The sequence below is a fragment of the Lactobacillus helsingborgensis genome (assembly GCF_003173695.1).
Taxonomy (GTDB): Bacteria; Bacillota; Bacilli; order Lactobacillales; family Lactobacillaceae; genus Lactobacillus; species Lactobacillus helsingborgensis.
Genome location: NZ_CP029544.1, coordinates 137,634 through 162,884, shown reverse-complemented (window position 1 = coordinate 162,884; position 25,251 = coordinate 137,634). Strand labels below are relative to the sequence as shown.

The following is a 25,251-nucleotide window of genomic DNA, read 5'->3' as shown; positions in this document are numbered from 1 at the left end:
CTTCATTGTAAGCCTTTTAAAAGTTAAATAATATCTTCTTTTGTGTTTACTTGCGCTAGTTTCCAGCCAGTCATAAAGTGCTGCTCGCGTAAAGAACGCAAGTCGTTATAATCGCTTTCCAAGCTATCAATTGCATCCTGCAGTTTTTTGTTTTGCTTACGCATCTGGTCAAGTTCGGGATCATTAACAACGCCTTTTAGGTGCATTTTAGCAGCTAATTCGCGCCGTCTTTCCTCAAATTCACCCTTCAAAGTAGCAAGAGCGTCTTCATATTTGACGAGTTTGTGGTTAACTTCAGGGATTTCATTATTTAAACTGACAAACAATTTATACGGCATGTTAGACTTGATGCGATTGCATTCCGTGCAGGATAAAATCAGGTTGTCAAAATCATTATTATGTGACAGCGAAACCGGATCTTTGTGATCGACGCTACGACCGCGCCTACCGCAATATTGGCAGCGATAATGGTATTTAGCACGAATACGCTCACGATCAATGTAATCCACTTCATTTAGTTTAAAGTCGACTGTTAATCCTAATTTACTCAGATTTTCGGCAAAAGTAAATTCGCTGCTGGGCACAAAATCAGTTTGACCCGTCTCGCTGTCAATTACTGCCTGGTTAAAATCATGTGCTGATAGTTGCTGCTGAGCTAATTCATTGCCGTCATAATCCTGAATAAAAGCCTCATAGCGCTTACGTAGGTCATTTTTGGCAATTAAAAGCGCGGGGCTTTCTGAGTCATCATCTTTTCCTACAAAAGTATACAGTAGGCATTGTGCAAAGACTTTTACCGCAATATTGGCAAAATTCTCCGGCGTTTCCCCTCTCTGGATACACAGATCGCAAATACTGGTTAATTTAGGGTTAAGTAAGCCTGTTTGTTTATAATGTTTGGCATTCATGCGCAAACCGCACGCACTGCATTGAAACTTCACTTTTAAGTATTCTCCTTAAAGCAAAAAGTAATTACTTCAATTTAATTTTACTCAATTTAGAGTAATAAAAAAAGGTGGACGAAAGCTTCATCCACCCTTTAGTCTTAATTAAAAACAGACTATTTATTTTCGTCTGCTTTGGCCTTGTTCAAGAAAGCAACAACTGCTGCTACGTGCGCAACACGTTTTTTGCCGTTTCTCTTGTTCTTAGGTCTTTGGTTTGGCTCACAACCAGTGTTGTAATTCTCACCTTTACGCATAGTACTATACTTCCTTTCAAGATTTTCGAAAATCTTATATAGTTTACCACTTAAGCTAGAATGAAGCAAGATACGCTTTTTGAGTGTGACTTTTTGGTTTGAGCAAAAAAGCGGCCTCAATGAGACCGCTAAAAAATTAGGTGATTTTTAATTAGATATTATTAGTTTATTACACTAATTATTTTCACTGACAGTCATAGCTGCATCAATTACACCACTGTCATCAGCTAAACTAATAGCTGCATTCTTTTCATCAACAACCAAGTTGTTGCCTAAATATTGCATTTCTGCAGGACTGGTGTATAAATCCAAGCCGGCATTATTTTCAACTTTAATTGAAAATTCCGGATCTTGCTTATCCAAAACTACAAATTGAAAACGAGTACCGGCAGCACAGCTGCCAGCAATGTTAGAATATTTGTTAGAACCGTCATTTAATGAAAGTAAAACAACTTGTCCATCTTTCACACTTTTTCTAATCTTATCAGCAGCACTTGATTTAACATTCATTTTTACTGATTCGGAATCACTCATTTTAATATTTCCTCCTAAACCTTAGCAATTTTCTCAAGTATAGGATATATTAAGTTATAGTGTCAAAAAATATGTTTATAGTAAAAGAGCATTTTCAATATGAAAATTTATTATTGCGAATACGAGGAAAAAAGGTCAAAATGTATATAGCGATTATAGATGATTGTAACTTGTGAAAGGGGACATTTTATGACCGTCTTGAAAAAGGTTTTTAGTGATAAAATCCTGCAGATTACTTTTGTAATAACGATTATCAGTCTTTTTTTTGCTAGACCGCGGCTTGAAGATATCAACCTTCATACAATATTTTCAGTTGCCGCGATGCTAATCATTATTCAAATATACGCCTACCTGCACGTGTTAGACGTGTTGGCGTATAAATTGACCAGTATTGCCGACAATATGCAGAAATTAAACATTTTGTTTACACTCTTAGCAATTATTGCTGGGATGTTTCTTGGCAACGACATAACAGCGCTTACATTAATTCCCTTGTATTTGAATATCGCCAAAAGATGTGATTTGCCTCAAATCTTGCCCGTTACTTTAATTGGGATGGGGGCAAATATTGGTGCTGCTTTTACACCGTGGGGTAATCCTCACAATATTTTTTTGGTCAGCAAATATTCTGTTAACGCCCTGCAGTTTTTCTCATGGTCATTGCCATATCTATTAATGGCGCTGATCATCACGTTTATTATTTTTCACTTCATTCCTCGTAAAGAGATTCCGCGGCAAGACATTAAACAAATTAATATTAGTTTAAGACCGACAATCATTACGACTGCGGTTTTTGCCCTATTTTTCTTAGGGGTCTTTAAGGTAATTAACGTTGCCATTCCGATGATTGTGGCAATTATACTGGCTTTATTAATCAATCCCAGAATTTTACTTAAAGTAGACTTTGCTCTGCTATTAACTTTTACCTGCTTTTTTATTTTTATTAGTGATATTCAACAGATTCCGATGATTGTCAGTATCATTCACACAATGATCAATTCGGAAAGCTCGACCTACTTTACCTCGATTATCTCCAGTCAAATTATCAGCAATGTTCCTGCAACTATTTTAGTTGGTAAGTTTACGCCATACGCGGAGGCATTATTTCTCGGCTCCAATATCGGCGGCTTTGGCTCTCCAATCGGTTCAATGGCTAACATGCTGGTATTAAAAACATTTACCCAAAACGCCACAGTTTCAAGAGGAGAATTCTTCAAGAAATGGTCCTTAATGCAGTTTATTGGTCTGCTGGTTCTAACCGTTGCCGGCTGGGGTCTTTTATTAATTTAATAATAAATAATATCAGTAAAGCTTTGCTAATGAGAAATAGCATAAGCTTCTTTTTTATATTCAAAAGCTTCATAATCAGTTATAATTGAGTGATATAAATTAAGGAGGAAAATTATGATCAGTTTAACTTGGATAATTGTAATAATTGCTATTTTATTAGTTATAGTTTACATTGCAGTATACAACGGTTTACAAAAAGCCAAGGTTTACACCGATGAGTCTTGGAGCCAGATCGACGTACAATTGAAGCGGCGTAATGATCTAATCCCTAACTTGGTCGAAACTACTAAAGGTTACGCTAAACACGAAAAAGAAACTTTAGAAAACGTTGTTCATTTGCGTAACCAGTTAACAAATATTCCTAGCGATGACCATGCTCAAACTCTGAAGGTTTCTAACCAAATTTCCGATGCCCTTAAGTCAATTTTTGCTTTATCAGAAAATTACCCTGATCTTAAAGCAAATCAAAACTTCTTGAAATTGCAAGAAGAATTAACTAACACTGAAAACAAGATTGCTTATTCCAGACAACTGTACAATTCATCAGCTGCCTTATATGATCAAAAACTTTTAACTTTCCCATCCAACATAGTTGCTCATATTCACGGCTTTAAGAAAGTTGATTACTTACAAACTAACGAGTCGGAAAAAGAAGTACCTAAAGTTAAATTTTAAATACTAGGTTATTTTTATGTTATTTCAACAAATTGCCTGCAATAAGCGTAAGACCGTTGGTATTATGGGTCTGTTTGTTATTATTTTGGCACTTGTAGGGGCAGGCTTAGGTTATCTTTTTAGTGATCGGCCCGTCTTGGGGTTAGTTATTGCCGTCATTTTTAGTATCATTTATATGCTAATTGTCTTGCCTAACCCAGCCAACATGGTAATGAGTCTTAATCATGCCCAAGAAGTCCATGAGCAGGATAATCCAGAACTTTGGCATGTTGTAGGAGACATGGCACTTGTGGGACAGGTGCCGATGCCGCGTGTATTTATCATTGCCGATCCTAGTCCCAATGCCTTTGCGACAGGACGTGATCCTAACCATTCTGCTGTAGCAGTGACACAAGGCTTGCTTGACATGATGAACCGTGAGGAACTTGAGGGCGTCTTAGGTCATGAAATTTCTCATATTAGAAATTATGACATTCTGGTTTCTACTATTGCTGCAGTCTTGGTTGGCGTCATTTCATATTTATCGGGAATTGCCAGCCGCTACATCTGGTGGATTGACGATGATAGAGATAGAGACGACAACAACGGCGGTTCTATTGTTGTGATTTTCAAAGTTATAGCTATTTTGTTTGTGTTAATTCTGGGTCCGATCTGTGCCAGCTTAGCGCAAATGGCATTATCGCGTAATCGGGAATACTTGGCTGACGCTTCGTCAGTTGAATTAACGCGCAATCCTCAAGGATTAATTTCGGCGCTAGAGAAAATTGACGGTTCTGCACCAATGAAAAAAGCCGATCCGAGCAGTGCGGGAATGTATATTGAGGATCCATTACGCAAAAGACGCAGTTTTACGCATTTATTTGACAGTCACCCGCCGACAGCGGATAGAATTAAACGTTTGGAAAAAATGTAATAAATAAAGCAGCCTTTTCTAGTAAGGCTGCTTTTATTTTAAGTTGATATTTGCTTGTCGAAATAGTTCTGCACGCATCTGCACGGGCGTTTCATGGTAATATTCACTAAATTTTTTATAAAAGAATGATTTGCCGCTATAACCTACACGGGTAATTATTTCCTTAACAGAGATATCCGGGCGTGCCAGCAAACTTCGCGCTTCCTGCATACGTCTTTCATCAACATGTTCCATAAAGCTTTTGCCCGTTTTTTGTTTAACCAAACTTGAAAAATAATTGGGGTTAAAGCCAAAATACTTGGCCGCATCATTAAGGCTGACATCAGTGAAATGAGCATCAATATACTGCTCTAACTCGGTTTGAGCAAACTGATGATTAGTAATCAACCTAGTTTCAGCAGCTAAGTCTTGGCTTCTAATTGCTAAAAATAAGAGCAAATTAAGTTCTGCCATAATTATGTTGCGTGCAAAAAGATTTTGATTGAGATATTCATCAATTACTTTTTTAACTAGATGAGCGGATTTAGACATTGGCGTGCCGCTCATACTTAATAAGCGTTTCTGATTAAAAGCTGTAGTAATTTTTTTAAGTAGACCCTTTTCTTCACTATTCAGTTTAGAGTAATCACCTAGAAAATCTTGCATAGTTAAATTAGGGTCAAATTCAAGTTTAACTAAAATATCTTTATGGTTTGGTTTTAAAATCTCGTAGTTGCATTTCTTCTGTAAAAAAATAATATTACCAGCACTCAAAGTAAGTTCCTGAGCGTTAATCCTGGTTTTGACTGCTCCTTTTGCCAAATAAAGAATGGTTAAGCCTGTAGTTTGATAACGATGTATCCCAGTATTCCGATTTTCCAAAAAAGCACTGAATAAATTAAAATCTTCATTTCCCGGCTTTATTCTTATCTCATTTGTGTCCGACTTTTTTGAGTCCAAGACACTAGCCAAATATTGTTCTAACTTAACTGCCGCCATTACGTCACCTTCTTGTTTTATTTTTTATTTTCATAAATTTATTATATAGCAAATTGGCAGCTTGCTAATAAATTTTTGTTATTTCACAATTATTATTACAGGCCGTTAAAAGCAAGACTAATCAGTCTAGACAATAAAAATTCTTTTAGGTATAATGAAAATAATATCGGGGTGCCGTATAGGCTGAGAATATACCCGTTGAACCTGCTATGGATAATGCCAGCGAAGGGAAAACGAAAGATTTTACGTCGTCAGGTATTCTCCTGACGATTTTTTTGGTAACTAAATTGATTAAATTAAAGAACCTCACTTTTTCATACGATAAAGAAAATCAAATATTAACTGATATTAATTTAAAGATTCCTACGGGAGAATTTTCATTATTAGTTGGCCCTACCGGCTGCGGCAAGTCTACTTTATTAAAAATTTTAGCAGACTTATACCCTAAATTTGCCGGTCACTTAAGCGGCACTGTGACTTTAGCCGGATTAAAATCAGCAATGATGTTTCAAAGTGCCGGTGAGCAGTTCACTATGGCAACGCCACGTGAGGAAATCATTTTTGCACTTGAAAACTTATGCCTAACCAAAGCGCAGTATGAGAAGCGTCTAAATGAAGCCGTTCAGTTTGCCCAAATTGATTATTTGCTTGATCAAAAAATTAATACCATGTCTGGCGGCGAACAGCAGCGGGTAGCTTTAGCCGTTTTAATTGCAATGAATGTTGACCTTTTTTTACTCGATGAGCCGTTTGCCAGTTGCGATCCTGCAGCCCGCAAGTTTTTGATTGCTAAACTAGCCCATTTGCGCGATCAGGGCAAAACAATCATTGTGAGTGACCACGTATTATCTGGTTATGAGGGCATTTGTGATAACCTGTTTCAATTTCAGGGTAAAAAAATAGTGCAACTTGCACCAGATGAAAAAGAACAGCTGTTACAAAAAAGTATGACGGTTGCCTCTTATTCTTTCGCTTTGCCAGAACAAAACGAGCCAAATTGTTTTACGCTGCAAAATACCCGGATTTATCAAAATCGTTTGCTTCTCAAGCAAGAACATTTAAACATTGTTGCTGGTAAAACTACCCTGATAACAGGAGCAAACGGTGTGGGCAAAACTTCGCTTTTTAACGCATTAACTAAAATGCTGCCGTATTCTGGCAGTATCACTTACCACAATCAGGAAATTAACAAATTAGCGACCCGCAAGTACCTGCTTAAAGTCGGGCAAATTTTTCAAAGTGCAAGTGATCAGTTCATCAACGTTTCAGTGGCAGATGAAATTAACCTGAGCAAAAAGCACCGGACTAATTCTTTCTTTACGGATGAAAAAATAAATGAAACACTATCCTATCTTGAACTTGATTCTTTGCTTGATCATGTTGTTTACTCATTATCCGGTGGCCAACAAAAGAAACTGCAAATTTTACTGATGCTGATCTCTGATCAAGATGTATTACTGATTGACGAGCCCCTTAGCGGGCTGGATGCGGTTTCTGCGGGTAAAGTAATGACGTTATTAAGAAAAAGCCAAAAGGCCCGCAACCAAACGCTATTGATCATTAGTCACGAATTAACTAATTTGGCTGATTGGTGCGACTATCATCTTGTTTTTCAAGACCAGCATTTAAGCTATACAAATAAGTGAGGCTATCAACAATGAATCCTAGTTTCAAATTTTTTCTGGCACTAATTATTTCATTAGAAATATCCCTTAAGTCCAGTTTATGCACCAATTTGTTAATCATCGGTTGTGCATTAATTTATCTAATTTACAAACATATTAAATTAAAGAATTTGCTGCTAACGCTCTTAATGCCCCTAATTGCTGCATTTACGGTTTTTGCTACTTTATATTGGTTTGCACCGCAACCTAACTTGCAAAATGCACTGAGTTTATCCAGCCGTGTTTATGTCTATACGCTAACGATTTACTGTGTCTCAATTGGAACCACTGCCACAGACTTAGCTCGCTCTTTTGAACAAAACTTTCATTTACCGAGTAAGTTTGCTTATGGCGTTTTAGCTGCTCTCAATATTGTGCCGCGAATGAAAACAGCCGTTAAACAAATTCGGACTGCCGGCATGATGCGCGGCGTTTACCTGAGCTTTTGGTCACCCGTTCTCTATTTTAAAGCGATCTTAGTGGCCCTTAATTCAGCCGAAAATCTGGCACAAGGAATGGCATCTCATGGCTATCAGGAAAATGCTAAACGCTCCGTCATTGTGCCCATTCCTATTAAAAAAAGTGACTGGTTAACAGCCATCATTATCCTTCTTTTAGTAAACTTGGCTTTATTCACATTAAAATAAAAAAGTGGACGTTCATGTCCACTTTTTCTTTGGCCTAATTTATTTTGCTAAAGTATAGCCTATAATATTCACTTTGACTGGCTGGTCTGCATTGACAAAAATCTGAGGTGTTTCGGAAGCATAATATCGTTCTGAAAATACCAGTTCACCGTCATTTATGAAAAATTCAATTGAACTGGTATCAATAAATACCCGGATTTTCAGATTGGACTTTGGTCTTAATCTACCATAGCGTCGAGAATCATCTGCGGGTTTATCAGCTCGAGTTAAAACCACTTCGTTATTCCCTTTGTTCCAAGTGAGTGTTACTAAATCTTCCTGCTTATTTTTGAGTATAAAATTAATCTCACTACCAGACCAATCTTCAGTTTCAGCTGTCAAAAGCAATTCCAGATGCTGCGGATCAGAAACATTAATCTGCTTTAACGAAGTCATCAACTTTTCATCAATTACTTTTTCTTGCCGCAGCTGTTTCAGTTCTTTAATGGGTTTCATATACAGCTGATTGTTCTTTAAAGTTAATTCTCTGGGTATAGTTAAAGCACCACACCAGCCATCAGCCTGTTCAGGAAAGTCAGCATGCCACATATCAAGCCAGCCAAAAAGAATGCGCCGGTTATCAGGTGTTAACATGGTTTGCGCTGCGTAAAAGTCATGACCATGATCAAGTTCTTGAAACGCTCTGTGTTCAAACTGGTTTTTGTGATAATCCATCTTGCCGATGAAATATCCCGTTTGGTAAAGATTAAGATACTTTTTACCCTTTGCTGCAATCCCCTGAGGTGAACATAACAGAACATCTTGCCCATTTAGTGAAAAAAGATCTGGACACTCCCACGTATATCCTTCATTATCAGTTCCCTGAGAAACTGCAATTGGTCCTAAATATTCCCAGTGCAACAGATCAGTTGACTTATAAGTAATTGCTCGACCTAATCCTGTTTTATCTTGACTGCCAACAATAATATAATATGAATCTCCATGTTGCCATACTTTTGGATCACGAAAGTGCTGTGAGTTATCAGCCGGTGGTACAGCAATCACTGGATTACCACTGTATTTTGTAAAATGAACACCATCATCACTATATGCAACATTTTGCGTTTGGCAAAAACGACTGTGATCATTCACATCATAATAATGATTGCCAGTATAGATCAGATATAAACGGCCATCTTTTTTAATCGCACTGCCAGAATAACAGCCATTGTCATCTTCAGGGCTGTCTGGTGTCAGTGCAATTGGCAGTTCTTCCCAGTGAATTAGGTCTTGACTACGATAGTGCCCCCAATGCATTGGACCTCTTTCAGCTGAATAAGGATAATACTGGTAAAAAATATGGTAGTAGCCTTGATAATACGAACAGCCATTAGGATCATTCATCCATCCGGAAGGCGTTGAGACATGATAATTAAGGCGATATCGCTCGTTAGTAATTTTTGCTGGAACCTGCATTTTTGTTTCTTCCTTATTTATTTTTATAAATTTCAGTTCGCTTACTTGTTTAATTGCAAAATTAAATTGCCGTGATTTACTTCTATATCCTTGTTCTTTGTGGTAAAACCATTTTTATATTCAGGGAATAATACCATGACTGTTGTTTGCTTACCAGATGCTTGAATAGCTTTTAAATCCATCTTAGCCAGTGGATCGCCTGCTGCAATTTCTTGACCATCTTTTACTAAAATTGTAAAACCTTTGCCACCTAAATCAACAGTATCAATTCCCATATGCAGTAATATTTGTACGCCATTTTCACTCTTTAAGGTAATTGCATGCTTTGTCGGGAAAACAGATATCACTTTACCATTAACGGGTGCAAAAATATCACCGGTAGTTGGTTGAATAGCGAAACCGTCCCCAACTAATTTTTTGGAAAAAGTTTCATCATTAACTTTTTCAAGAGGTAAATATTCACCATCAACTGGCGCTAAGACTGAATTATCATCAGTAGCAACTAGTATTTTGCTTTCTTTGTGGTCCACTCTTCTTTTGTTTTCCGGCAATATCGGCCTGAATTTATTCCAAACAAGAATAAAAATAATTGGCAAAACAAATGCAATTAGGTTACCAATAACATACGGTCCTATCGGTCTGGCAACCGTTAAACCGGGAAGTACAGTAAGACCCTGCGCTAAACCTTTAACATTTAACAGCTTCATGTAAACTCCGCCAAATCCGGCTCCCAGAAACGAACATACGAAAGGCACAATACTGTATTTAAGATTAACAGCAAAGATAGCGGGCTCAGTAATTCCGACTAACGTAGGAATAAAACTTGAAATAGCAATATCACGATCTTTGGATTTTTGCTTTAAAATCAAGTACATCCCAATACAGCCACCGCCTTGGGCAATAATGGAAACTGACCAAATAGGTTGAATATAATCAAATCCTGTCTGTACAATTAAATTAGCTTCAATTCCCTGGATAGCTTGATGCGTTCCTGTTACCACTAAAGGTTGCAATCCAGCAGCAAAGACAAAGGCACCAAAAGCACTCATCTTCATATAAAGGAAATTAATAATGCCGCCTAAAATATTCCCAATCCAGAGACCAAGAGGTCCAAAAATTAGAAATAGTGATAAATTGGCCGCTAACAAAGTAACAGCAGGCACGAGTATATACGAAACAACCTGAGGTATATATTTAGTAGCTATTTTTTCAACCTTGGCCTGAAACCACGCAGTTAAAATTGCCGCAAAGACACCGCCTTGGAAACCGACAGCAGCTATTTTTAGACCAAACAAATTCCAGTACGCTGGATGAACTTGTCCCAAGACAAAAGCATTTCTATCAGCCAAATCAGGTGAAATCATGACAAAGCCGACTAGTATCCCCAAAATTGGATTACCACCAAAGCGCTTAGTGGCTGAATACATTACTAATACGGGCAAGATTTTAAATGTAGTGGCGATAACATTTAAAAATTTACAAAAATCGCCCACATACACACTCTGTTGGGCCAGTGACTTGGTCATACCAAACATGCCCGGAGTAGCAAGCAATGACCTTAAGCCTAAGATCATAGCAGCACCAATAAAAGCCGGAATTATAGGAATAAAGATATCACCAAAAACTTTAAAGGCTTGCTGAAATTTATTTTTGTTTTTGATACCTTCATCTTTAATTTGATCAACTGATACTTCTTTAGTCCCAGAGATTTTAACAAAAGCATCATAAGCTTGTTCTACTGCTCCTGGACCAAATACTATTTGCAGTTGCCCGCTGTTGTAAATTACTCCTTTAGTGCCCTCAATGTTATTAAGTGCATCTTGGTCGGCCTTATTAGCATCTTTTAAGACTAGCCTTAATCTGGTAACACAATGAGTGGCACTAACAACATTATCTGCACCACCAACATTTTTTAAGACTTCTTGTGCAATTTTATTATAATCTGCCATTTGTTTTTATCCCTTTTTATCATTTACGATAATCATTTGAAAACTCAATTTGATCAAGTTGAAGTGTTCCGTTAGTCACAGTCACACTTAAAGTATGACCAAATTTGTGGTAAACGCGGGCATTTAACGCAGTACCATCTAAATAAATCGTTAGGATATTATCATCCACAATTACTTTTAGATCATATTCTTTACCAGCCTTTAAATCGATTGGTCTGTTAAGTCCCTTGCTCATCATTTGGTACCACTTGTAACAAGGATTTTTATCCAAAGTTAAGCAGTTCTCATCTAAATTAAATCTAAACTCATAAGATTCATCTGTTGCAGGATTTCGGTAAAGTCGAATAGAAAAATCACTAACAGATTTGCTAAAACTGATTTTAGTATGGAAATAGAAGTGTTCCCCCGTATCCTTAATAAGTTCTTTTTCCTCAAGAGTGTCTGTAGTTTGCAATTCCTGCGGCGGAATCTCTCTTTTATTTGCAAAGGCTGCACAAATTTCTGCAACAGGACGTACACCCAACGTATTATCCGCACGTTGGTAAATTTCTTGTGGCACAAAAGTACCGCCCCATTCATAATTGTTCATATCATTCAGACCAACCTTAGTGGGAACCCAGCCAAAGAGTACTCGGCGCTTGCCGTCAAATGCTGTTCTGGCAGCATAGTAAGCTCGACCATCAAAAGCTTCATCTTTAGGCTTAATCCAAGGGCCATTTAGACTTTTACTCATCCTGTAAAAAACCTTGTTTTTGACGCTATATTCTGAATAAACCAGATACCACCAATCACCCATTTTAAAAAGTTGAGGCATTTCAAACATGGTATATAAATTTGGGGCCCAGAAGTCACCCTCAAATTGCCAGTTCTCTAGATCTTTTGAAGTGTATTTTACAAGTCTTCCAGTTAACTTATGCTTATCTTGACCTTTACGCGCTCCTAAAATCAGCAGGTATTCCTTTTTGGTATCATCCCAAATGACCGATGGATCACGCCAATTACGGTTATCATAGCTGGGTTGTGGTTCAAGCTTTAAAGCATTTTTTGACTTCGTCCAGTGAATAAAGTCATTACTTGTGGCATGCAATAATATTTGCGAAGTCTTTCCTTCTTTTAAAAATTCTTTATTAAAACCTGTGTAAAAAGCATGAATTTTACCATTAGCTTCAAAAACAGACCCAGCATAAACAAATTGATCCCAGTCTTGATCGCTGCCCCGCTTTAGTACCTCTCCATAATCATCGTAGTGTACAAAGTCTGTGGTGGTTGCAAGCGACCATCCAAACGGATCAGTAATTGGACCATGAATCCGTTTATCTCGTTGATGGTAAATATAAAACTTACTATCCTGAGCGTAAGGCATAATATCTCCTACCCAAACATCTTTAGGTTGATAGTAAATTTGTTGATTATTAGTCGGCTTTAAATCCATCGTTTCCTCCTTGTTAGCACTTACATTTACTATTGAATATACTGCAACCCGTTACATATGTCAACCGGTTACATATATAAAATTAAAAAAAGCCAGTTAAAAAAACTGGTAATTATTACACTGTGCGCCCTATATAAAGGCTTACAGGAAGGTCAAGGCAATCTGTTTCTTTTTTACCGTTAATTTTATTTATTAATTTTTCTGTTGCTACTTGTGCTATTTGACCAATTGGTTGTCTGATTGTTGTTAATCTGGGGTTATATAATAGAGTTTGCTTTGCCCCATCAAAACCGATAACTTTGACATCTTCTGGTACTCTTTTATCATGCATCTCTAGATAAAAAATAGCTAATGAAGCTAATAAGTCATCTCCTGCAAAAATGCCATCAATTTGGGGATGCTTCTGCAAATAATTTTCAATAGTCTCTTTCTTTTTAGCAGCACTCCACACAAATGGAACTTCCAGAACATTTTTAGGTAAATTATTTTTTTTCATCAAATTCAAATAGGCAATTGAGCGATCGTTAGCTGGCAACTTAACTGAACTATCACCCCTAATATCAAGTATTTGCTTACACCCACGGTCAATTAACAATTGCACCGCCATTTTACCACCAGCATAATTATCACAGGCAACAGTTGTAGTATTTTCACCCAAGTCACGGTCAATAGCAACTATGGGCAATTTAGAATTTTGATAACCAGACACATACTTATTATGCGTGCCAACAATAATGCCGTCTACTTGATTTTTGCGGAGCATTGTCAAATAATCAATTTCTTTTTGGGGATTATTTAGACTGTTGCAAAGAAGCATTTTGTAGCCCTTTTGAGACAACAAATATTCAATATCCTGTATTAATTCAGCTTGAAAAGGATGAACATTTGAAGGAAAAATGACACCGACTGTATATGTTCTTTTTTGATAAAGCGCACGAGCTAAATCGTTGGGATAATACTCTAATTTTCTCATTGCTGCCTGGACTTTATCACGAGTTTCTTTACTAATATAGCCCCTATTATTTAAAACTCGTGAAACCGTAGCGGTAGAAACTTGTGCTTCTTCGGCAACTTCACGGATTCCAATCTTTTTCATACTAAAATTCCATCCTAAATATAATTTAAAATCAATCCTATCTACTCTTTAAAATACAACATTCAGACAATTTGGTCTACTTGTGATACGGGCTCCCACTATTAATCATAAAGCTGCGATAAATTTGTTCAATTAGCACAACCCGCATTAACTGGTGAGGCATAGTCAACCTGCCAAAACTGAGTAGATCATCCGCCCGCTTATTAACGGCAGCACTGGTACCTAGGCTGCCACCAATTACAAAAGTAAGATCTGAATGACCGTAAGTGCCCAAATCTTTTATTTCTCCAGCAAGTTCTTCACTGCTTCTCTCTTTGCCTTTAATTGCCGTCACAAAAACATATTCTTTAGCTTTAATTTTACTGAGAATTCTCTGTCCTTCTATTTCCTTAACATTTTCCTGTTCTGCCGCACTAAATTTTTCAGGAGCTTTTTCATCTGGCACTTCTATTATCTGGACTTTGGCAAACCTGCTCAGTCTTTTTTGATACTCAGCAATCGCAGCCCTAAAATATTTTTCTTTTAACTTACCCACACAAACAATCTTAATATTCATAATTGCTATTTTATCCCCCAATTCCCAAAGTTTCCACCTGGTTTTTCCACAGCTGTGTATAAGCAAAATCTATATTTTGTGGTCTTTACCTTTAGTAAGCAAATAAATTGTGGTTAGCAAACTTTTTTACTTTACTTGAGAACATTTTACCCACAAACAGATTTTTCATAGTTATTTTTCACAAACTTTTAGACCTCAAATACTGCTGTTAAGCCTTGAACAACTGTTTGTGCTAATTACTTTTCACTATTATTTACACACAATTCACAGCTTTTCCACAATTTATCCTAAGTTAATTTCCGCCTTTTATGCACAATCCACAAAGTTTTCCACAGTTGTCAACAAAGGTTGACGACTAGTTTTTTACTTGACAGACTTAAAATACGAACCTTATTTTGTTTCCCACTAATTTTATTAACAAAAAGGCTATACTTATGTTTTAAATCGCATAGTATAGCCTTTTTTTAGCTTATTTTTAGAATATTAATTCAGCTAATCCGATTGTAATTTTACTTGTAAATTAATTTCTTTGCCGTTTCTGTTAACGGTTAAAGTCACTTTATCTCCGACTTTGTGATTATACAAAATGCTGTGTAACGAAGCAACATCAGAGACAGCCTTGTTGTCAACTTTAATTATTACGTCACCCGCTTTAATTCCTGCTGTTGCAGCTGCGCTGTGCTTGGTAACCGAATCAACATAAATACCATTCTTGAGGTTAGACTTGATATTAAGGTGTTTTCTGTAGCTGGACGGAATGCCCTGCAAAGCTATGACCTTAACTCCCAGCTGTGGACGAACGATTTTACCCTTCTTAACCAGCTGGTTAACAATTGTGACTACCTCATTTGAAGGAATCGCAAAGCCCATACCCTCAACTGATGTACCATCACTTGATTGAGAAAGTTTCATTGAATTAATCCCAATAACTTGTCCGGCAGAATTGACTAATGCACCACCCGAATTACCTGGGTTAATAGCTGCATCAGTTTGAATAACAGTTTGCTGGTTAGCAGATGAAGTTGTAATGGTACGTGCAGGAGCTGAAATAATCCCCTGGGTAACCGTAGAGGCATATTCACTACCAAGAGGGGAACCAACCGCAATTACGGTTTGACCGGCTTGTAAGCTCTTAGAATCGCCAAATTCGGCTGTCTGAGTAACATAGCTGCTGTCTATTGAAAGAACTGCCAGGTCTGTTGTTGCATCCGTACCAATAATGCGGGCGTTGACCGTTTTACCATTAGAAAGCATCACTTGTATTTTATCGCTACCTGAAACCACGTGATTATTAGTGACGATATAGCCTTTATTGCCAGCTTTCTGGTAAATTACTCCAGAACCTTCACTATAAGTTTGCAGCTTTCCTTTACTCTTATTGTCATTGTCGTCATCGCCGAAAATATCAAACAAAGAGTTATTGCTGTTTGACTGTCTTTTCATATTAATTACGGATACTACTGCACCTTTGACGTCATTATAAGCAGGTGTCATTGTGCCACTGGTTTTGGCACTATTTTTGGAAGTCTTCGCGCTGCTTGAACTAATACTGGTTTGCGCATTGTTGTTCATATTTGCATTATTTATTTGATCGAGAGCCACATACGAGGCGCCACCACCAATTAGTCCCGCTACTAAGCCAATAATAACAGTCTTAACAATGCCATGCTGCTGATGACCAGAGTTTTGATTATACATCATTCAGTCTCCTTTACACATCTTTGTTTACTATACTAACAAATCTTGAAAAAAGATAAAAAGTTTTCTTAAATTTGTACTAAATTAGTTGGTTGAACCGGATCAGTCAGAACAATTTTAACATCACTGGGTAAGTTAGCATCGCCGTTAATCATGATCTTTTTAGCAGCATCATAAGCTAATTTAGCCGTATTATTATGCTGGCTTCTGTGTGCTAAAAAAATATGCTCTGTCCTACTTGTTACTACATCTAGCAACGCTTGACCCGCGTCCTCGTTTGACAAATGTCCTACATCCGACAGTATCCGCTGCTTTAAGCCCCATGAATACGGGCCGTTACGCAGCATCATGTCATCATAATTAAATTCCATTAAATAAGCATCAGCATCGCTAATGACGCCTTTTACTTTACCTGAAACGTAACCTGTATCTGTCAAAAAAGCCATACGCTTGCCGCCACTAGTAAAAACATAATATTGCGGTTCGGCGGCATCATGACTTGTAGCAAAAGCCGTAACGTCTAAATCGCCAAACGTTTTAGTCTGTCCCGGTTCAATCACGTTGATTTGTTCAACTGGTATTTGCCCAATTTTTTGAGTTTCGGTTAAATATTCCCAGGTGCCGCTGTTGGCAAATGCGGCAATTTGGGGATAGCGCCGCATTAAAACACCTAGTCCCTTGCTATGGTCTGAATGATCGTGGCTTAAAAAGACCATGTCAATATCATTAATATCAACACCAACTTCTGCTAACAAAGACTTTATTTTTTTACCGGATAAACCAGCGTCCATTAAAATTTTATGCTGGTCGGTTTCAATTAAACTGGTATTGCCAGTCGAACCACTAGCTAAAACAGAAACCTGCACTGTGTTTTCCCTTTCTAATTTTTCTGTACATTAACATTATAAGAGCTACCTTGCAAAATTTGTGCTGTAAATGCATTAACTCTTTTAACGGTAATATTTTTAGTGGTTTTATTCTCAACTTGAATTAGCCAAGTTGGCAGCAAGATCGTACTGCCGCGAACATCGGTTAACTTGGAATATCCCAAACTAACTTGCATAACTTTGGAATTGTTAACAATTTCTCTATCAGTATACATTGCCTTAACAGCGTGCCAAGCACTAATAATCAATTGTGGCTCACGCACCGCTTTTATTGGTCCCATATAAGAAATAGTGTAATTAATAATCTGGTCATTGCGCACATTAATTGTTAATTGGGCGTCACTGTCATAGATACGACCATAATCAGTATTTTGCACATAACAATACGTATTATCTCCTGACATGCTGGGCTCAAACTTAAATTCTTTACCATAAGGAACATTGGCAGGTTCATTCTTAAATTCTTCCAACTGCTGCATGATTTTTTTACGGTTGCCATTAAGCAAAATCATAGACTTGGGCGTTCCGGTTAACGAATTATCGCTTTTGGAATAATGCGTTGTTACTTGGGTTAAACCGCCGCTTTTGCGAGAAAGATAATCACGGTTTTTAACAGCTAAATAGTAGCCAGACTGCTGTTTGCGCGAGATGTGTAAAGGAACGTCAATGCCATCAGCTCGCATTTCAGCCCGAATACTGGTTGCCGTTGTTCCCGGGGTACTGCTTAAATTAATAGGTGAGCGCCATATCTCAATGCCTAAATAAATATCAATTAAGAGAAAGATAATGAAAAATAACCATTCTATTCTTTTTCGGTCCATCTTATTTTCCTTCTTTCGGCAATGTTTCATTATATTTATTTAAGCCGGAAAAATCTTCTTTTTCCCAAGCGGCTAAACTTTTCCATTGGTCATAAGCTTTTATGTAATAGCCGGGGATGAGGTTAACCAGATGATCATGAGAGTTATCCTTTTCCACCCGAAACGCGACAATAATACGCTGGATCTCTGTTTCTTTCATACCAGCATTCAAGAGTTTCTGCATCACTGCTGCACTAGTAGGCAAAGTCTTGGTCTGCCCGTCAAAAGGTATGGGAATTTGCAAATCGGTATTGTTAAAGTCAACTTTAACTGCGTCGCCGGTAAAGGTAGTAGTGACTTGGGGACTGCTTTCATCCCAGAAAACAGGTATTCCTTCAATATAGTTCACATAACTCATGGAGTCATTAATCGTATCAAAATACCGCAGATCCTGCTCACTTAAACCCAGTTTATGAACAAAATCAACACTTTCTAACAAACGTTCATTAAGTGACAAATCTTTCTGCTTTTCAAAGCGGGTATAATGAAAATCATGCCTATCACTCTTGGCTTTAGGAACACGTAAATTTGTATAGTAGTTGAGAGAATACGTGGTCCAGCCTTTTTTATTAGAACGGGTAGTCACACTAGTAGTACCTAATAATCGGGAAACAAAATAAGAATCGGTTTGCGTATTTGTCAGGTAGCTGTAGATGCGCCAATGGTCTTGTTTAGTAAAAAAGACTTCATAACAATTTTTAAGCCGGACGAATTCAACCGGAATTTTGCCCCGAGCTCTGCCGGCATAGTCACGTAATTTGGTAAAGTCGGCTTTAATCAAGTTAACGCGGTAAATAGTATTGGTCTTATCGTTGCCTAAATAAAGGTAATCGTCGCTACTGGTGACAAAAATACGTCTAAATCTTTCATCGTTTTCTCTAACTTTTTTCTTAGTGAACAGATTGACGCTGACCTCTTTAGGAAAACTGAGCTGAACACAATCTTCATCATGCAGCATTTCTTCATATTCTTTTTTACCCGTACTGCTTTTTCTAATACTGCGAAACTTAACGCCCTTCATTTCTTTAATAAATTCTAGCGGCAGATTTTTCTTAGAATCATACAAACGGTAGAGTTGACCATCTCTAAAGCCATAAGAGTTGGTAGGAATATAAAGATTAGAAGCAATGCGTCCCCGCCGGTTTTTGGCTTGCTCAGTCACTCTACTTGGTTGACTAATGTGATGAAAATACTGGTCATTAGTCATGATGAAAATCCAGAGAACGATTGAAAGAATAAAAACTGCTAACGTTCCTATTAAAAGTAAAGCGTCACCGAGTTTAAATTTAGACTTCATCCCAATCATCTCCTTCACTCATTGGCTCATACGGCAGTGAAATATAGAAAGTTGACCCTTTGCCCTCACTACTGTTAGCCCAAATATGACCATGATGTTCTTCCACAATTTCTTTGGCAATTGCAAGACCCAATCCCGTACCGCCTTGAGCCCGAGAGCGGGCCTTATCAACGCGGTAAAAACGGTCAAAAATTTTATTAAGATCTTCACGCGGAATACCTAACCCCTGATCAGCTATGCTAAGCACAATTCGGTTTTGTTCAGAATGTAATTTAACCGTAATTTTACCCCCATCAGGTGAGTATTTAATCGCATTATTCATTATGTTATCAATTACCTGGGCAAACTTGTCCGTGTCGATTTCTACCCATAATGCCTGTTTGCCAATGTGCCGCTCAATCGTATATTTTTTATTTTCTGCCTTATCGGTTTTTACAATCATATCAAAGCGATCCAAGATATGAGCGACAAAATCATTAAAGTTAACCCACTCCAAATCAACTTTTGAAACTCCTCTATCCATTCGTGACAGACTAAGCAGTTCACTAATCATTCTAATCATGCGCTCTGTTTCTTCTTGCGTCACCTGCAAAAACTTAGGGGCAATCTTAGGATCTTTCCAAGCACCTTCATTTAAAGTTTCAATATACGCATGCAAACTTGTAAGTGGGGTACGCAATTCATGGGAAACATTAGAAACGAATTGCTTTTGTGAATTTTCATTTTTCTGCTGCTCAGTAATATCATGCAATACGCAAACGCTACCGGACACAAAGCCGGTAACCCGCTTAATCAGAGAAAAGCTAGCATGTAAAATCACTTCATCGCGCGTGCCCTTATTGATTGTAATAACTATCCCTTTTTGACTGCCAATTAAGTCTTGCGACGATTCTTCTAACCCTAATACACTAGCGATTGGCTTATTAATAATTTCATCGTCGGTAGTATTTAAGAAGTTAAGCGCCATTTGATTAACAACATTAACGTTGCCGTGCCTGTCAGTAGCCAGGACGCCGTCACTCATATGCGATAAAACGCTGTCCAACCTGCGCTGCTCACTTTCAGATTCTTCTTGAGAACGTTCAATTCTAACTGATAGGGTATTAAAGGCTTGTCCTAGTTGGCCCAACTCATCGTTTGAATAAATTTTTACCTGACTTGAATAATCGCCATCGGCGATATTAAGTGCCTGACTTTGCATTTCTTCAATCGGCTTAGTAATAGCATGGGAAACAACTAAGGACAAAATCGCTCCCATTACCGCCGCAATCAACGAAGTAACCAAAAACATCAGTGAAATGTTACGCAAATCGTTAAAAACCCCTTGCATTGACGCGCGCACATAGATGGCGCCAACGGTATTAGCAGAACCGTTGCCGGCACTAAGAGGTGTGACTTGAATCATATAGTCCCCGCGGTCATTAACAACTTTAGTTGCCTGTCTGCCAGTTGAAGTGACCTGTTTAACCATAGTATTGTTAACGCGCTGACCAATGCGGTTTTTATCATTTAAATTTGAAACTGCACGAATAATATCCTTATTATCTACAACGATGATTTCGCTAATCGTGCCCACGCCGTTGCTGTAATCATTTACTATTCTGTTTAAATTGCTATCAGTATGTTTATTATCTTTTAGCAATTGATTTGAAAGCTGGTTCGACACAATGGGCAAAACCTGAATTGAAGATTGAAAGTTTTCAATACTGTTTTGTTCCAATTGACGCGTAAAATAAGCGCCGATTACTTCAATTGTGGCAATAATCGTCGCCATAAATACAATGGCTAAAGTAGTGTTAATAGAAATGGTTAAGTGTTTAAACTTGTTTTTGATTTTTTTCATGGTTTCGCAAAATTAAATAAAAAGAAAGCCACGCATTATTAAACATTGCGGGCTTTCTTTATTAGTCTTCATTAGGCTGTTTTACATAATAGCCAACACCGCGACGAGTCACTAAAATCTGCGGTTGAATTGGGTTATCTTCAATTTTTTCACGTAAACGGTGAACTGTAACATCAACTGTCCTAACATCACCGAAGTAGTCATAACCCCAAACCGTCTGTAAAAGGTGTTCTCTAGTCATCACCTGATCCATGTGCTGGGCTAAATAATAAAGTAATTCGAACTCACGGTGAGTAAGTTCAATCTTTTTACCTTCTTTTTCAACAATATAAGCATCTGGCATAATTACCAGATTGCCAATGGTAATATTCTTGGATGAAGCGTCCTCGTTAGCACTCTCATCTTTTTTAACAATATTGCGCCGACGCAAATTAGCCTTTACCCGTGCCACTAATTCACGGTTAGAAAAAGGCTTGGTCACATAATCATCTGCGCCCATTTCCAAACCTAGAACTTTATCAATTTCAGTATCTTTAGCCGTAACCATAATTATGGGCATATCGTGTGTTTGTCTTACTTCACGTGCTACATCCAAGCCATCTTTTTTAGGCAGCATCAAGTCTAAAATCATTAAGTCAGGATTGTATTCGTCAACCTTCTTGATGGCTTCTTCACCATCATAAGCAGTGTCGACGTCAAAACCCTCTTTGGTCAAATTAAATTTAATAATATCAGAAATCGGTTTTTCATCATCAACAACGAGAATTTTCTTTGACATCGAAAAGCCCCCTTTTGTTATCATTATACTGGTTTTTAGTTTATTAGCCAAAAAAGTCATCAAAATTTAATAAAAAAACTTGCAATTCCTTTAAAATAATAGCATAATAGTTTTCGTTGGTTATTTAATACAACGCTTATGGGTGGCTAGCTCAGCTGGCAGAGCAACGGACTCTTAATCCGTGGGTCCAGGGTTCGAACCCCTGGCCACCCATTGATTATTAAAGGAAGCAATCACTTGGTTGCTTCCTTTTTGTTTGTCAAAAAGATGCTGGCTACAGAAATGACGTATTCTGTTTTAGACTAATTATTACGGCTGAACAATGATAACATACATCTATCACACGTCAATCTTTAAGCTTTTATGGATTTTATTAAGCATAAAAGGCCGTAACACTTTTTAAAATAAGTTTTTTGCACAAAAGGCTTGTCAAAAAATAAATTAATTGTTATCATAATTAACGGTCAACAGAAATAATGACGGGTGGCTAGCTCAGTTGGCAGAGCAACGGACTCTTAATCCGTGGGTCCAGGGTTCGAGCCCCTGGCCACCCACCATAATAAAAATAGCACTGCAAGTAGTCGGTGCTTTTTTTATTACCTTTTTGACAAATAAAAAAGAGACGACTAATTAGTCGTCTTTTTTGTTTGTCCCAATTTGAATATCTGACAAAATTTGTTTTGTCAATTCGCTTACCGTGCCATTTGTTAATTTACGCTCATTGATTCCCAATGTATCATCTTCAAGCCACCATTTTTGTAAAACTTCTGTGGGGAACGGATTTTGCTTCTGACTATTATTAATCAAGGTTTGCGCAAAAGGAACATCCAAGTAATAAACATAGGCACCAGACCCAAATCTATGTATCAATTTAGTTAAAGTTGGTTCATAAATACTTTTAGGTAATATTCCCTCCAAAATGGTGATCGGGTAATATTCTCCTCCTAAAATAGTCATTAGTTCTATTAGACTAGCTGTTGGTCCCGAAATATTTTCCTTAGCATGTAAAATATCTAGTCGTAATATATCTTCGTGTAAAAGCAGACACTGCTGATAGCCAAAATATTCTTGCAAGCTGGTAGCTAAAGTACTCTTGCCACTACCTGAATTGCCTCTAATTAAGATAAAGATTGGTTGCATTAATTTTCTCCTAGTAGTAAAAGTGACTGCGAACATTTTTAATTGTTCTTAGGTTGCGCTCTTTTTATACTATTAATTTTCATAACAAACTTCCATATTAAAATGAAATGCTTAAGACATTATTAAGGCTATTAGTTGCTTATCCCTTAATTGCTCTTTATTATAATTAGTTGACGGCAAAAATTCGTAAAATAGGCAAAAAAAATGAAGAAAAAACGACTATTAATTATTATTATTTTCTGTATAGCGCTGATAGTAATTGTTGGAATTGGGCTGCGCAAGCAAGCTACTTCTCAACCAGCTATACCGCAAACTAAATACGACTTGCAAAAAGCAAGGCGTGCTGAAGCTACGCCCACGATTTACTTACATGGCTATGGTGCAGGAGCACATTCGACTGCAAGCATGATTGCCTTTGCAGAAAAACATAATGGTGCTCATAAAGTTTTAACAGCCAGAATTTCTGCTGCCGGCAAAGTTAACCTGCAAGGGTATTGGCGTCCGCAAACTAAGCGACCACTTATTCAGGTAATTTTAACGGACAACAAAAATAGCGATTACCTTGTGACTAGAGAATGGTTTCATAACCTCATCTTGTCTTTGCAGCACAAATATCATATTAAGCACTATAATACAGTTGCTCATTCAATGGGCAATTTAATGACTCTTTCTTATCAACTGAAATATGGTCAAAAACAAGGTTTGCCCCAATTAAAAAAGCAGGTTAATCTGGGCGCGCCGTTTAATGGTATTATCGGCATAGACGATCAACCTAATCATAATTACCTTTTACATAACGGCAGGCCAAAATACATGACCCAGTCTTACCGCGCTCTTTTAAAAGAACGTCATAATTTTCCCAGCAAAGCTGCTGTGTTGAATATCTATGGCAATAAAGAAGACGGCACTAATTCTGATGATGATGTCAGCTGTGTCTCTGCTCAGTCCTTACGCTATTTATTAAGGGGAAAAGTTAATTACCGCGAAATTGAAATTAAGGGTGCAAAGGGCCAACATAGTCAACTGCATGAAAATTCAAAAGTGGACCGCTATATTGGCCAGTTTTTATGGTCAAACTAATCTTTAAACTATAATCATTTTTAATATTTTTTTCATAAATTATAGCGTATAATAAAAGAAAAGCGATAATTATTTTAGTAATAGGACAATAAAAATGACACTAGTAATTGAAAATTTTATTGCAAAATTAGCTTCAAACTTGTCAACATTATCTGACTCTGAGCAGCGTTATGCGCTTGACTTTTACCGGACTTTTCTGCTGGACGGTGATTTTCAAACAAAAGAAGAAATCATTAAAGAGCTGGGAACGCCTAACAGCTTGGCTAACGAAATTAAACAAGATTACGTTAAGTTCTTAACTGCTGTTATGTCTTCTGCAAACAATCCCCACGCCAGTGACAATTATTTTAACGGGTTACGGGTTAAAAAATATCCTCGCAGAGAACGTGTACTTTCATTTGCAGGTTTTGATCAAGTCCAGCTGGCAGTGCATAGCACAGACATCATTATCCATTTAGGGAATAAATTTCAGGTATTGGTAGCGGATTATAGCAGCAGACCAATAGAAGTTAGTTTAATGAAGCAAACACTTTTGATTAAGGAAGGTATTGCTAAAGAAAAAAATCATGTGGTAATGTTTAACAGGCTCACAAGTGCCAGTCGGGTAGAAATCACAGTTCCGCAAAAAGACTCATTAGCTAAAATTAGTGGTCACAGCCGTAATGGTGACATAATGGTGCAAAACCTGCAGCTCGATAATATTACATTTAATCTGCGTACAGGGGACCTATATTTAAATAACGTTCATGTTACTGGTGAAGTGATTTTTTCTGGAAAAAACTCCGACAACTTTATTACACAGTCAGAAATTGCCCAACTATCAAGCAGAATCCATGATGGCGACAGCAGTTTTAAACGCAGCATTATCAAACAGGCAATTGTGCAAACACGTGATGGAGATTTAGAGATCAAACAGTGTCATATAAACTCCAACCTTGAAGCAGCCGATGGTGATATTAATATCACCCAGACTCAACTCGAGCACCAAAATAATATTAGAATGGCAGACGGCGATTTGAATTTACACCAAATCACTCATGATACAGGTGTACAATTAGACGTTAAAGATGGGGACATTATCTATCATAATTCCAGTATTGGCAACAAGTTTACCAGCCAAACCAAGCAAGGTGATTTACTAAAAGCATCTGTCAGAGATGGGGATATAGTCATCAAATAAAGCAGTTCAAATTTTTAAAACAATACAGTAAGAAGAAGCTCTTATGAGCTTCTTCTTTTTTCGGGACAGTTAATAAAAATTTCTTTTTAGTACTTGCT

22 protein-coding genes, 2 tRNA genes, 2 pseudogenes and 1 riboswitch are annotated in these 25,251 nt (G+C 37.4%); of the genes and pseudogenes, 9 read left to right on the top strand and 17 right to left on the bottom strand.

Going from position 1 to position 25,251, the window contains the following annotated elements; all coding sequences use genetic code 11:
* Nucleotides 1–23: 23 nt before the first annotated feature.
* The 3 genes from DLD54_RS00775 to DLD54_RS00765 all read right to left on the bottom strand — a co-directional run bounded on the left by DLD54_RS00775 (nucleotide 24) and on the right by DLD54_RS00765 (nucleotide 1,735).
* Nucleotides 24–941, bottom strand: coding sequence for an HNH endonuclease (locus tag DLD54_RS00775; protein ID WP_109917900.1), 918 nt, complete (start codon nucleotides 939–941; stop codon nucleotides 24–26).
* A 119-nt stretch (nucleotides 942–1,060) separates the two neighbouring features.
* A complete protein-coding gene (locus DLD54_RS08835; protein WP_109917899.1) occupies nucleotides 1,061–1,201 on the bottom strand; it encodes a hypothetical protein in 141 nt (46 codons plus the stop codon).
* A 174-nt stretch (nucleotides 1,202–1,375) separates the two neighbouring features.
* Complete coding sequence (locus tag DLD54_RS00765) at nucleotides 1,376–1,735, bottom strand: iron-sulfur cluster biosynthesis family protein (RefSeq protein ID WP_109917898.1); 360 nt, start codon at nucleotides 1,733–1,735, stop codon at nucleotides 1,376–1,378.
* A gap of 189 nt (nucleotides 1,736–1,924) precedes the next feature.
* Here DLD54_RS00765 and DLD54_RS00760 point away from each other — a divergent pair, with 189 nt between their 5' ends.
* The 3 genes from DLD54_RS00760 to htpX all read left to right on the top strand — a co-directional run bounded on the left by DLD54_RS00760 (nucleotide 1,925) and on the right by htpX (nucleotide 4,613).
* Complete coding sequence (locus tag DLD54_RS00760) at nucleotides 1,925–3,025, top strand: SLC13 family permease (RefSeq protein ID WP_109917897.1); 1,101 nt, start codon at nucleotides 1,925–1,927, stop codon at nucleotides 3,023–3,025.
* Between the two features lie 114 nt (nucleotides 3,026–3,139).
* Complete coding sequence (locus tag DLD54_RS00755) at nucleotides 3,140–3,700, top strand: LemA family protein (RefSeq protein WP_038520788.1); 561 nt, start codon at nucleotides 3,140–3,142, stop codon at nucleotides 3,698–3,700.
* Nucleotides 3,701–3,716: 16 nt separating this feature from the next.
* The gene (htpX, locus tag DLD54_RS00750) at nucleotides 3,717–4,613 is read left to right on the top strand and encodes a zinc metalloprotease HtpX (RefSeq protein ID WP_109917896.1); all 897 of its coding nucleotides are present in this window, start codon (nucleotides 3,717–3,719) and stop codon (nucleotides 4,611–4,613) included.
* A gap of 33 nt (nucleotides 4,614–4,646) precedes the next feature.
* Here htpX and DLD54_RS00745 read toward each other — a convergent pair whose 3' ends face one another.
* The gene (locus DLD54_RS00745) at nucleotides 4,647–5,591 is read right to left on the bottom strand and encodes an AraC family transcriptional regulator (protein WP_109917895.1); all 945 of its coding nucleotides are present in this window, start codon (nucleotides 5,589–5,591) and stop codon (nucleotides 4,647–4,649) included.
* 157 nt (nucleotides 5,592–5,748) lie between these two features.
* Nucleotides 5,749–5,839, top strand: a riboswitch (TPP riboswitch).
* A gap of 39 nt (nucleotides 5,840–5,878) precedes the next feature.
* Here DLD54_RS00745 and DLD54_RS00740 point away from each other — a divergent pair.
* Together DLD54_RS00740 and DLD54_RS00735 are read left to right on the top strand one after the other, a co-directional pair.
* Nucleotides 5,879–7,237: an ATP-binding cassette domain-containing protein gene (locus DLD54_RS00740; protein ID WP_109918985.1), complete on the top strand. Its 1,359-nt coding sequence runs from the start codon at nucleotides 5,879–5,881 to the stop codon at nucleotides 7,235–7,237.
* A gap of 11 nt (nucleotides 7,238–7,248) precedes the next feature.
* Nucleotides 7,249–7,902: an energy-coupling factor transporter transmembrane component T family protein gene (locus DLD54_RS00735; RefSeq protein WP_109917894.1), complete on the top strand. Its 654-nt coding sequence runs from the start codon at nucleotides 7,249–7,251 to the stop codon at nucleotides 7,900–7,902.
* Between the two features lie 39 nt (nucleotides 7,903–7,941).
* On the opposite strand, the gene DLD54_RS00730 is transcribed toward DLD54_RS00735, so the two are convergent.
* The 12 genes and pseudogenes from DLD54_RS00730 to yycF form a co-directional block, all read right to left on the bottom strand.
* Nucleotides 7,942–9,357 (bottom strand): glycoside hydrolase family 32 protein, encoded by a 1,416-nt coding sequence (locus tag DLD54_RS00730; protein WP_046326579.1) that lies wholly within the window; start codon nucleotides 9,355–9,357, stop codon nucleotides 7,942–7,944.
* Between the two features lie 41 nt (nucleotides 9,358–9,398).
* Nucleotides 9,399–9,830 (bottom strand): annotated as a pseudogene (locus tag DLD54_RS08935) (PTS sugar transporter subunit IIA); the annotation flags it as partial.
* Between the two features lie 57 nt (nucleotides 9,831–9,887).
* Nucleotides 9,888–11,306: pseudogene (locus DLD54_RS00725) on the bottom strand (PTS transporter subunit EIIC); the annotation flags it as partial.
* A gap of 19 nt (nucleotides 11,307–11,325) precedes the next feature.
* Nucleotides 11,326–12,738 carry a family 43 glycosylhydrolase gene (locus DLD54_RS00720; RefSeq protein ID WP_109917893.1) on the bottom strand — a complete coding sequence of 471 codons (1,413 nt, stop codon included), beginning with the start codon at nucleotides 12,736–12,738 and terminating at the stop codon, nucleotides 11,326–11,328.
* Nucleotides 12,739–12,853: 115 nt separating this feature from the next.
* On the bottom strand, nucleotides 12,854–13,834 hold the full coding sequence (locus tag DLD54_RS00715) for a LacI family DNA-binding transcriptional regulator (RefSeq protein ID WP_046326577.1): 981 nt from the start codon (nucleotides 13,832–13,834) through the stop codon (nucleotides 12,854–12,856).
* 76 nt (nucleotides 13,835–13,910) lie between these two features.
* On the bottom strand, nucleotides 13,911–14,390 hold the full coding sequence (rlmH, locus tag DLD54_RS00710; RefSeq protein ID WP_046326576.1) for a 23S rRNA (pseudouridine(1915)-N(3))-methyltransferase RlmH: 480 nt from the start codon (nucleotides 14,388–14,390) through the stop codon (nucleotides 13,911–13,913).
* 492 nt (nucleotides 14,391–14,882) lie between these two features.
* Nucleotides 14,883–16,091, bottom strand: a complete 1,209-nt coding sequence (locus DLD54_RS00705) for a S1C family serine protease (RefSeq protein ID WP_109917892.1) — start codon at nucleotides 16,089–16,091, stop codon at nucleotides 14,883–14,885.
* 65 nt (nucleotides 16,092–16,156) lie between these two features.
* On the bottom strand, nucleotides 16,157–16,954 hold the full coding sequence (locus DLD54_RS00700; protein WP_038520772.1) for an MBL fold metallo-hydrolase: 798 nt from the start codon (nucleotides 16,952–16,954) through the stop codon (nucleotides 16,157–16,159).
* Nucleotides 16,955–16,968: 14 nt separating this feature from the next.
* Nucleotides 16,969–17,796, bottom strand: coding sequence for a two-component system regulatory protein YycI (locus tag DLD54_RS00695; protein WP_109917891.1), 828 nt, complete (start codon nucleotides 17,794–17,796; stop codon nucleotides 16,969–16,971).
* A 1-nt stretch (nucleotide 17,797) separates the two neighbouring features.
* Nucleotides 17,798–19,141 carry a two-component system activity regulator YycH gene (gene yycH, locus DLD54_RS00690; protein WP_179853379.1) on the bottom strand — a complete coding sequence of 448 codons (1,344 nt, stop codon included), beginning with the start codon at nucleotides 19,139–19,141 and terminating at the stop codon, nucleotides 17,798–17,800.
* Nucleotides 19,122–20,975: a cell wall metabolism sensor histidine kinase WalK gene (walK, locus tag DLD54_RS00685; protein ID WP_038520763.1), complete on the bottom strand. Its 1,854-nt coding sequence runs from the start codon at nucleotides 20,973–20,975 to the stop codon at nucleotides 19,122–19,124. Before walK ends, yycH begins: the two co-directional genes overlap by 20 nt.
* 61 nt (nucleotides 20,976–21,036) lie before the next feature.
* Nucleotides 21,037–21,753, bottom strand: a complete 717-nt coding sequence (gene yycF / locus DLD54_RS00680; RefSeq protein WP_038520760.1) for a response regulator YycF — start codon at nucleotides 21,751–21,753, stop codon at nucleotides 21,037–21,039.
* Between the two features lie 140 nt (nucleotides 21,754–21,893).
* On the opposite strand from yycF, the gene DLD54_RS00675 reads away from it, so the two are divergent.
* Nucleotides 21,894–21,966: transfer RNA gene (locus tag DLD54_RS00675), tRNA-Lys, on the top strand.
* A gap of 268 nt (nucleotides 21,967–22,234) precedes the next feature.
* Nucleotides 22,235–22,310: transfer RNA gene (locus DLD54_RS00670), tRNA-Lys, on the top strand.
* 73 nt (nucleotides 22,311–22,383) lie between these two features.
* Here DLD54_RS00670 and DLD54_RS00665 read toward each other — a convergent pair.
* Nucleotides 22,384–22,893, bottom strand: a complete 510-nt coding sequence (locus DLD54_RS00665; protein WP_158593302.1) for a zeta toxin family protein — start codon at nucleotides 22,891–22,893, stop codon at nucleotides 22,384–22,386.
* A 204-nt stretch (nucleotides 22,894–23,097) separates the two neighbouring features.
* Here DLD54_RS00665 and DLD54_RS00660 point away from each other — a divergent pair, with 204 nt between their 5' ends.
* Nucleotides 23,098–23,973: an alpha/beta hydrolase gene (locus tag DLD54_RS00660; protein ID WP_109917889.1), complete on the top strand. Its 876-nt coding sequence runs from the start codon at nucleotides 23,098–23,100 to the stop codon at nucleotides 23,971–23,973.
* Between the two features lie 94 nt (nucleotides 23,974–24,067).
* A complete protein-coding gene (locus DLD54_RS00655; protein ID WP_109917888.1) occupies nucleotides 24,068–25,153 on the top strand; it encodes a DUF4097 family beta strand repeat-containing protein in 1,086 nt (361 codons plus the stop codon).
* Nucleotides 25,154–25,251: the final 98 nt, after the last annotated feature.

Bases quoted from the DNA above. Each gene is read 5' to 3' on its own strand.
- DLD54_RS08835 (WP_109917899.1), bottom strand. From the start codon at position 1,201: ATGCGTAAAGGTGAGAATTACAACACTGGTTGTGAGCCAAACCAAAGA.
- DLD54_RS00765 (WP_109917898.1), bottom strand. From the start codon at position 1,735: ATGAGTGATTCCGAATCAGTAAAAATGAATGTTAAATCAAGTGCTGCT.
- DLD54_RS00760 (WP_109917897.1), top strand. From the start codon at position 1,925: ATGACCGTCTTGAAAAAGGTTTTTAGTGATAAAATCCTGCAGATTACT.
- DLD54_RS00755 (WP_038520788.1), top strand. From the start codon at position 3,140: ATGATCAGTTTAACTTGGATAATTGTAATAATTGCTATTTTATTAGTT.
- htpX (WP_109917896.1), top strand. From the start codon at position 3,717: ATGTTATTTCAACAAATTGCCTGCAATAAGCGTAAGACCGTTGGTATT.
- DLD54_RS00745 (WP_109917895.1), bottom strand. From the start codon at position 5,591: ATGGCGGCAGTTAAGTTAGAACAATATTTGGCTAGTGTCTTGGACTCA.
- DLD54_RS00735 (WP_109917894.1), top strand. From the start codon at position 7,249: ATGAATCCTAGTTTCAAATTTTTTCTGGCACTAATTATTTCATTAGAA.
- DLD54_RS00730 (WP_046326579.1), bottom strand. From the start codon at position 9,357: ATGCAGGTTCCAGCAAAAATTACTAACGAGCGATATCGCCTTAATTAT.
- DLD54_RS00720 (WP_109917893.1), bottom strand. From the start codon at position 12,738: ATGGATTTAAAGCCGACTAATAATCAACAAATTTACTATCAACCTAAA.
- DLD54_RS00715 (WP_046326577.1), bottom strand. From the start codon at position 13,834: ATGAAAAAGATTGGAATCCGTGAAGTTGCCGAAGAAGCACAAGTTTCT.
- rlmH (WP_046326576.1), bottom strand. From the start codon at position 14,390: ATGAATATTAAGATTGTTTGTGTGGGTAAGTTAAAAGAAAAATATTTT.
- DLD54_RS00705 (WP_109917892.1), bottom strand. From the start codon at position 16,091: ATGATGTATAATCAAAACTCTGGTCATCAGCAGCATGGCATTGTTAAG.
- DLD54_RS00695 (WP_109917891.1), bottom strand. From the start codon at position 17,796: ATGGACCGAAAAAGAATAGAATGGTTATTTTTCATTATCTTTCTCTTA.
- yycH (WP_179853379.1), bottom strand. From the start codon at position 19,141: ATGATTGGGATGAAGTCTAAATTTAAACTCGGTGACGCTTTACTTTTA.
- walK (WP_038520763.1), bottom strand. From the start codon at position 20,975: ATGAAAAAAATCAAAAACAAGTTTAAACACTTAACCATTTCTATTAAC.
- yycF (WP_038520760.1), bottom strand. From the start codon at position 21,753: ATGTCAAAGAAAATTCTCGTTGTTGATGATGAAAAACCGATTTCTGAT.
- DLD54_RS00665 (WP_158593302.1), bottom strand. From the start codon at position 22,893: ATGCAACCAATCTTTATCTTAATTAGAGGCAATTCAGGTAGTGGCAAG.
- DLD54_RS00660 (WP_109917889.1), top strand. From the start codon at position 23,098: ATGAAGAAAAAACGACTATTAATTATTATTATTTTCTGTATAGCGCTG.
- DLD54_RS00655 (WP_109917888.1), top strand. From the start codon at position 24,068: ATGACACTAGTAATTGAAAATTTTATTGCAAAATTAGCTTCAAACTTG.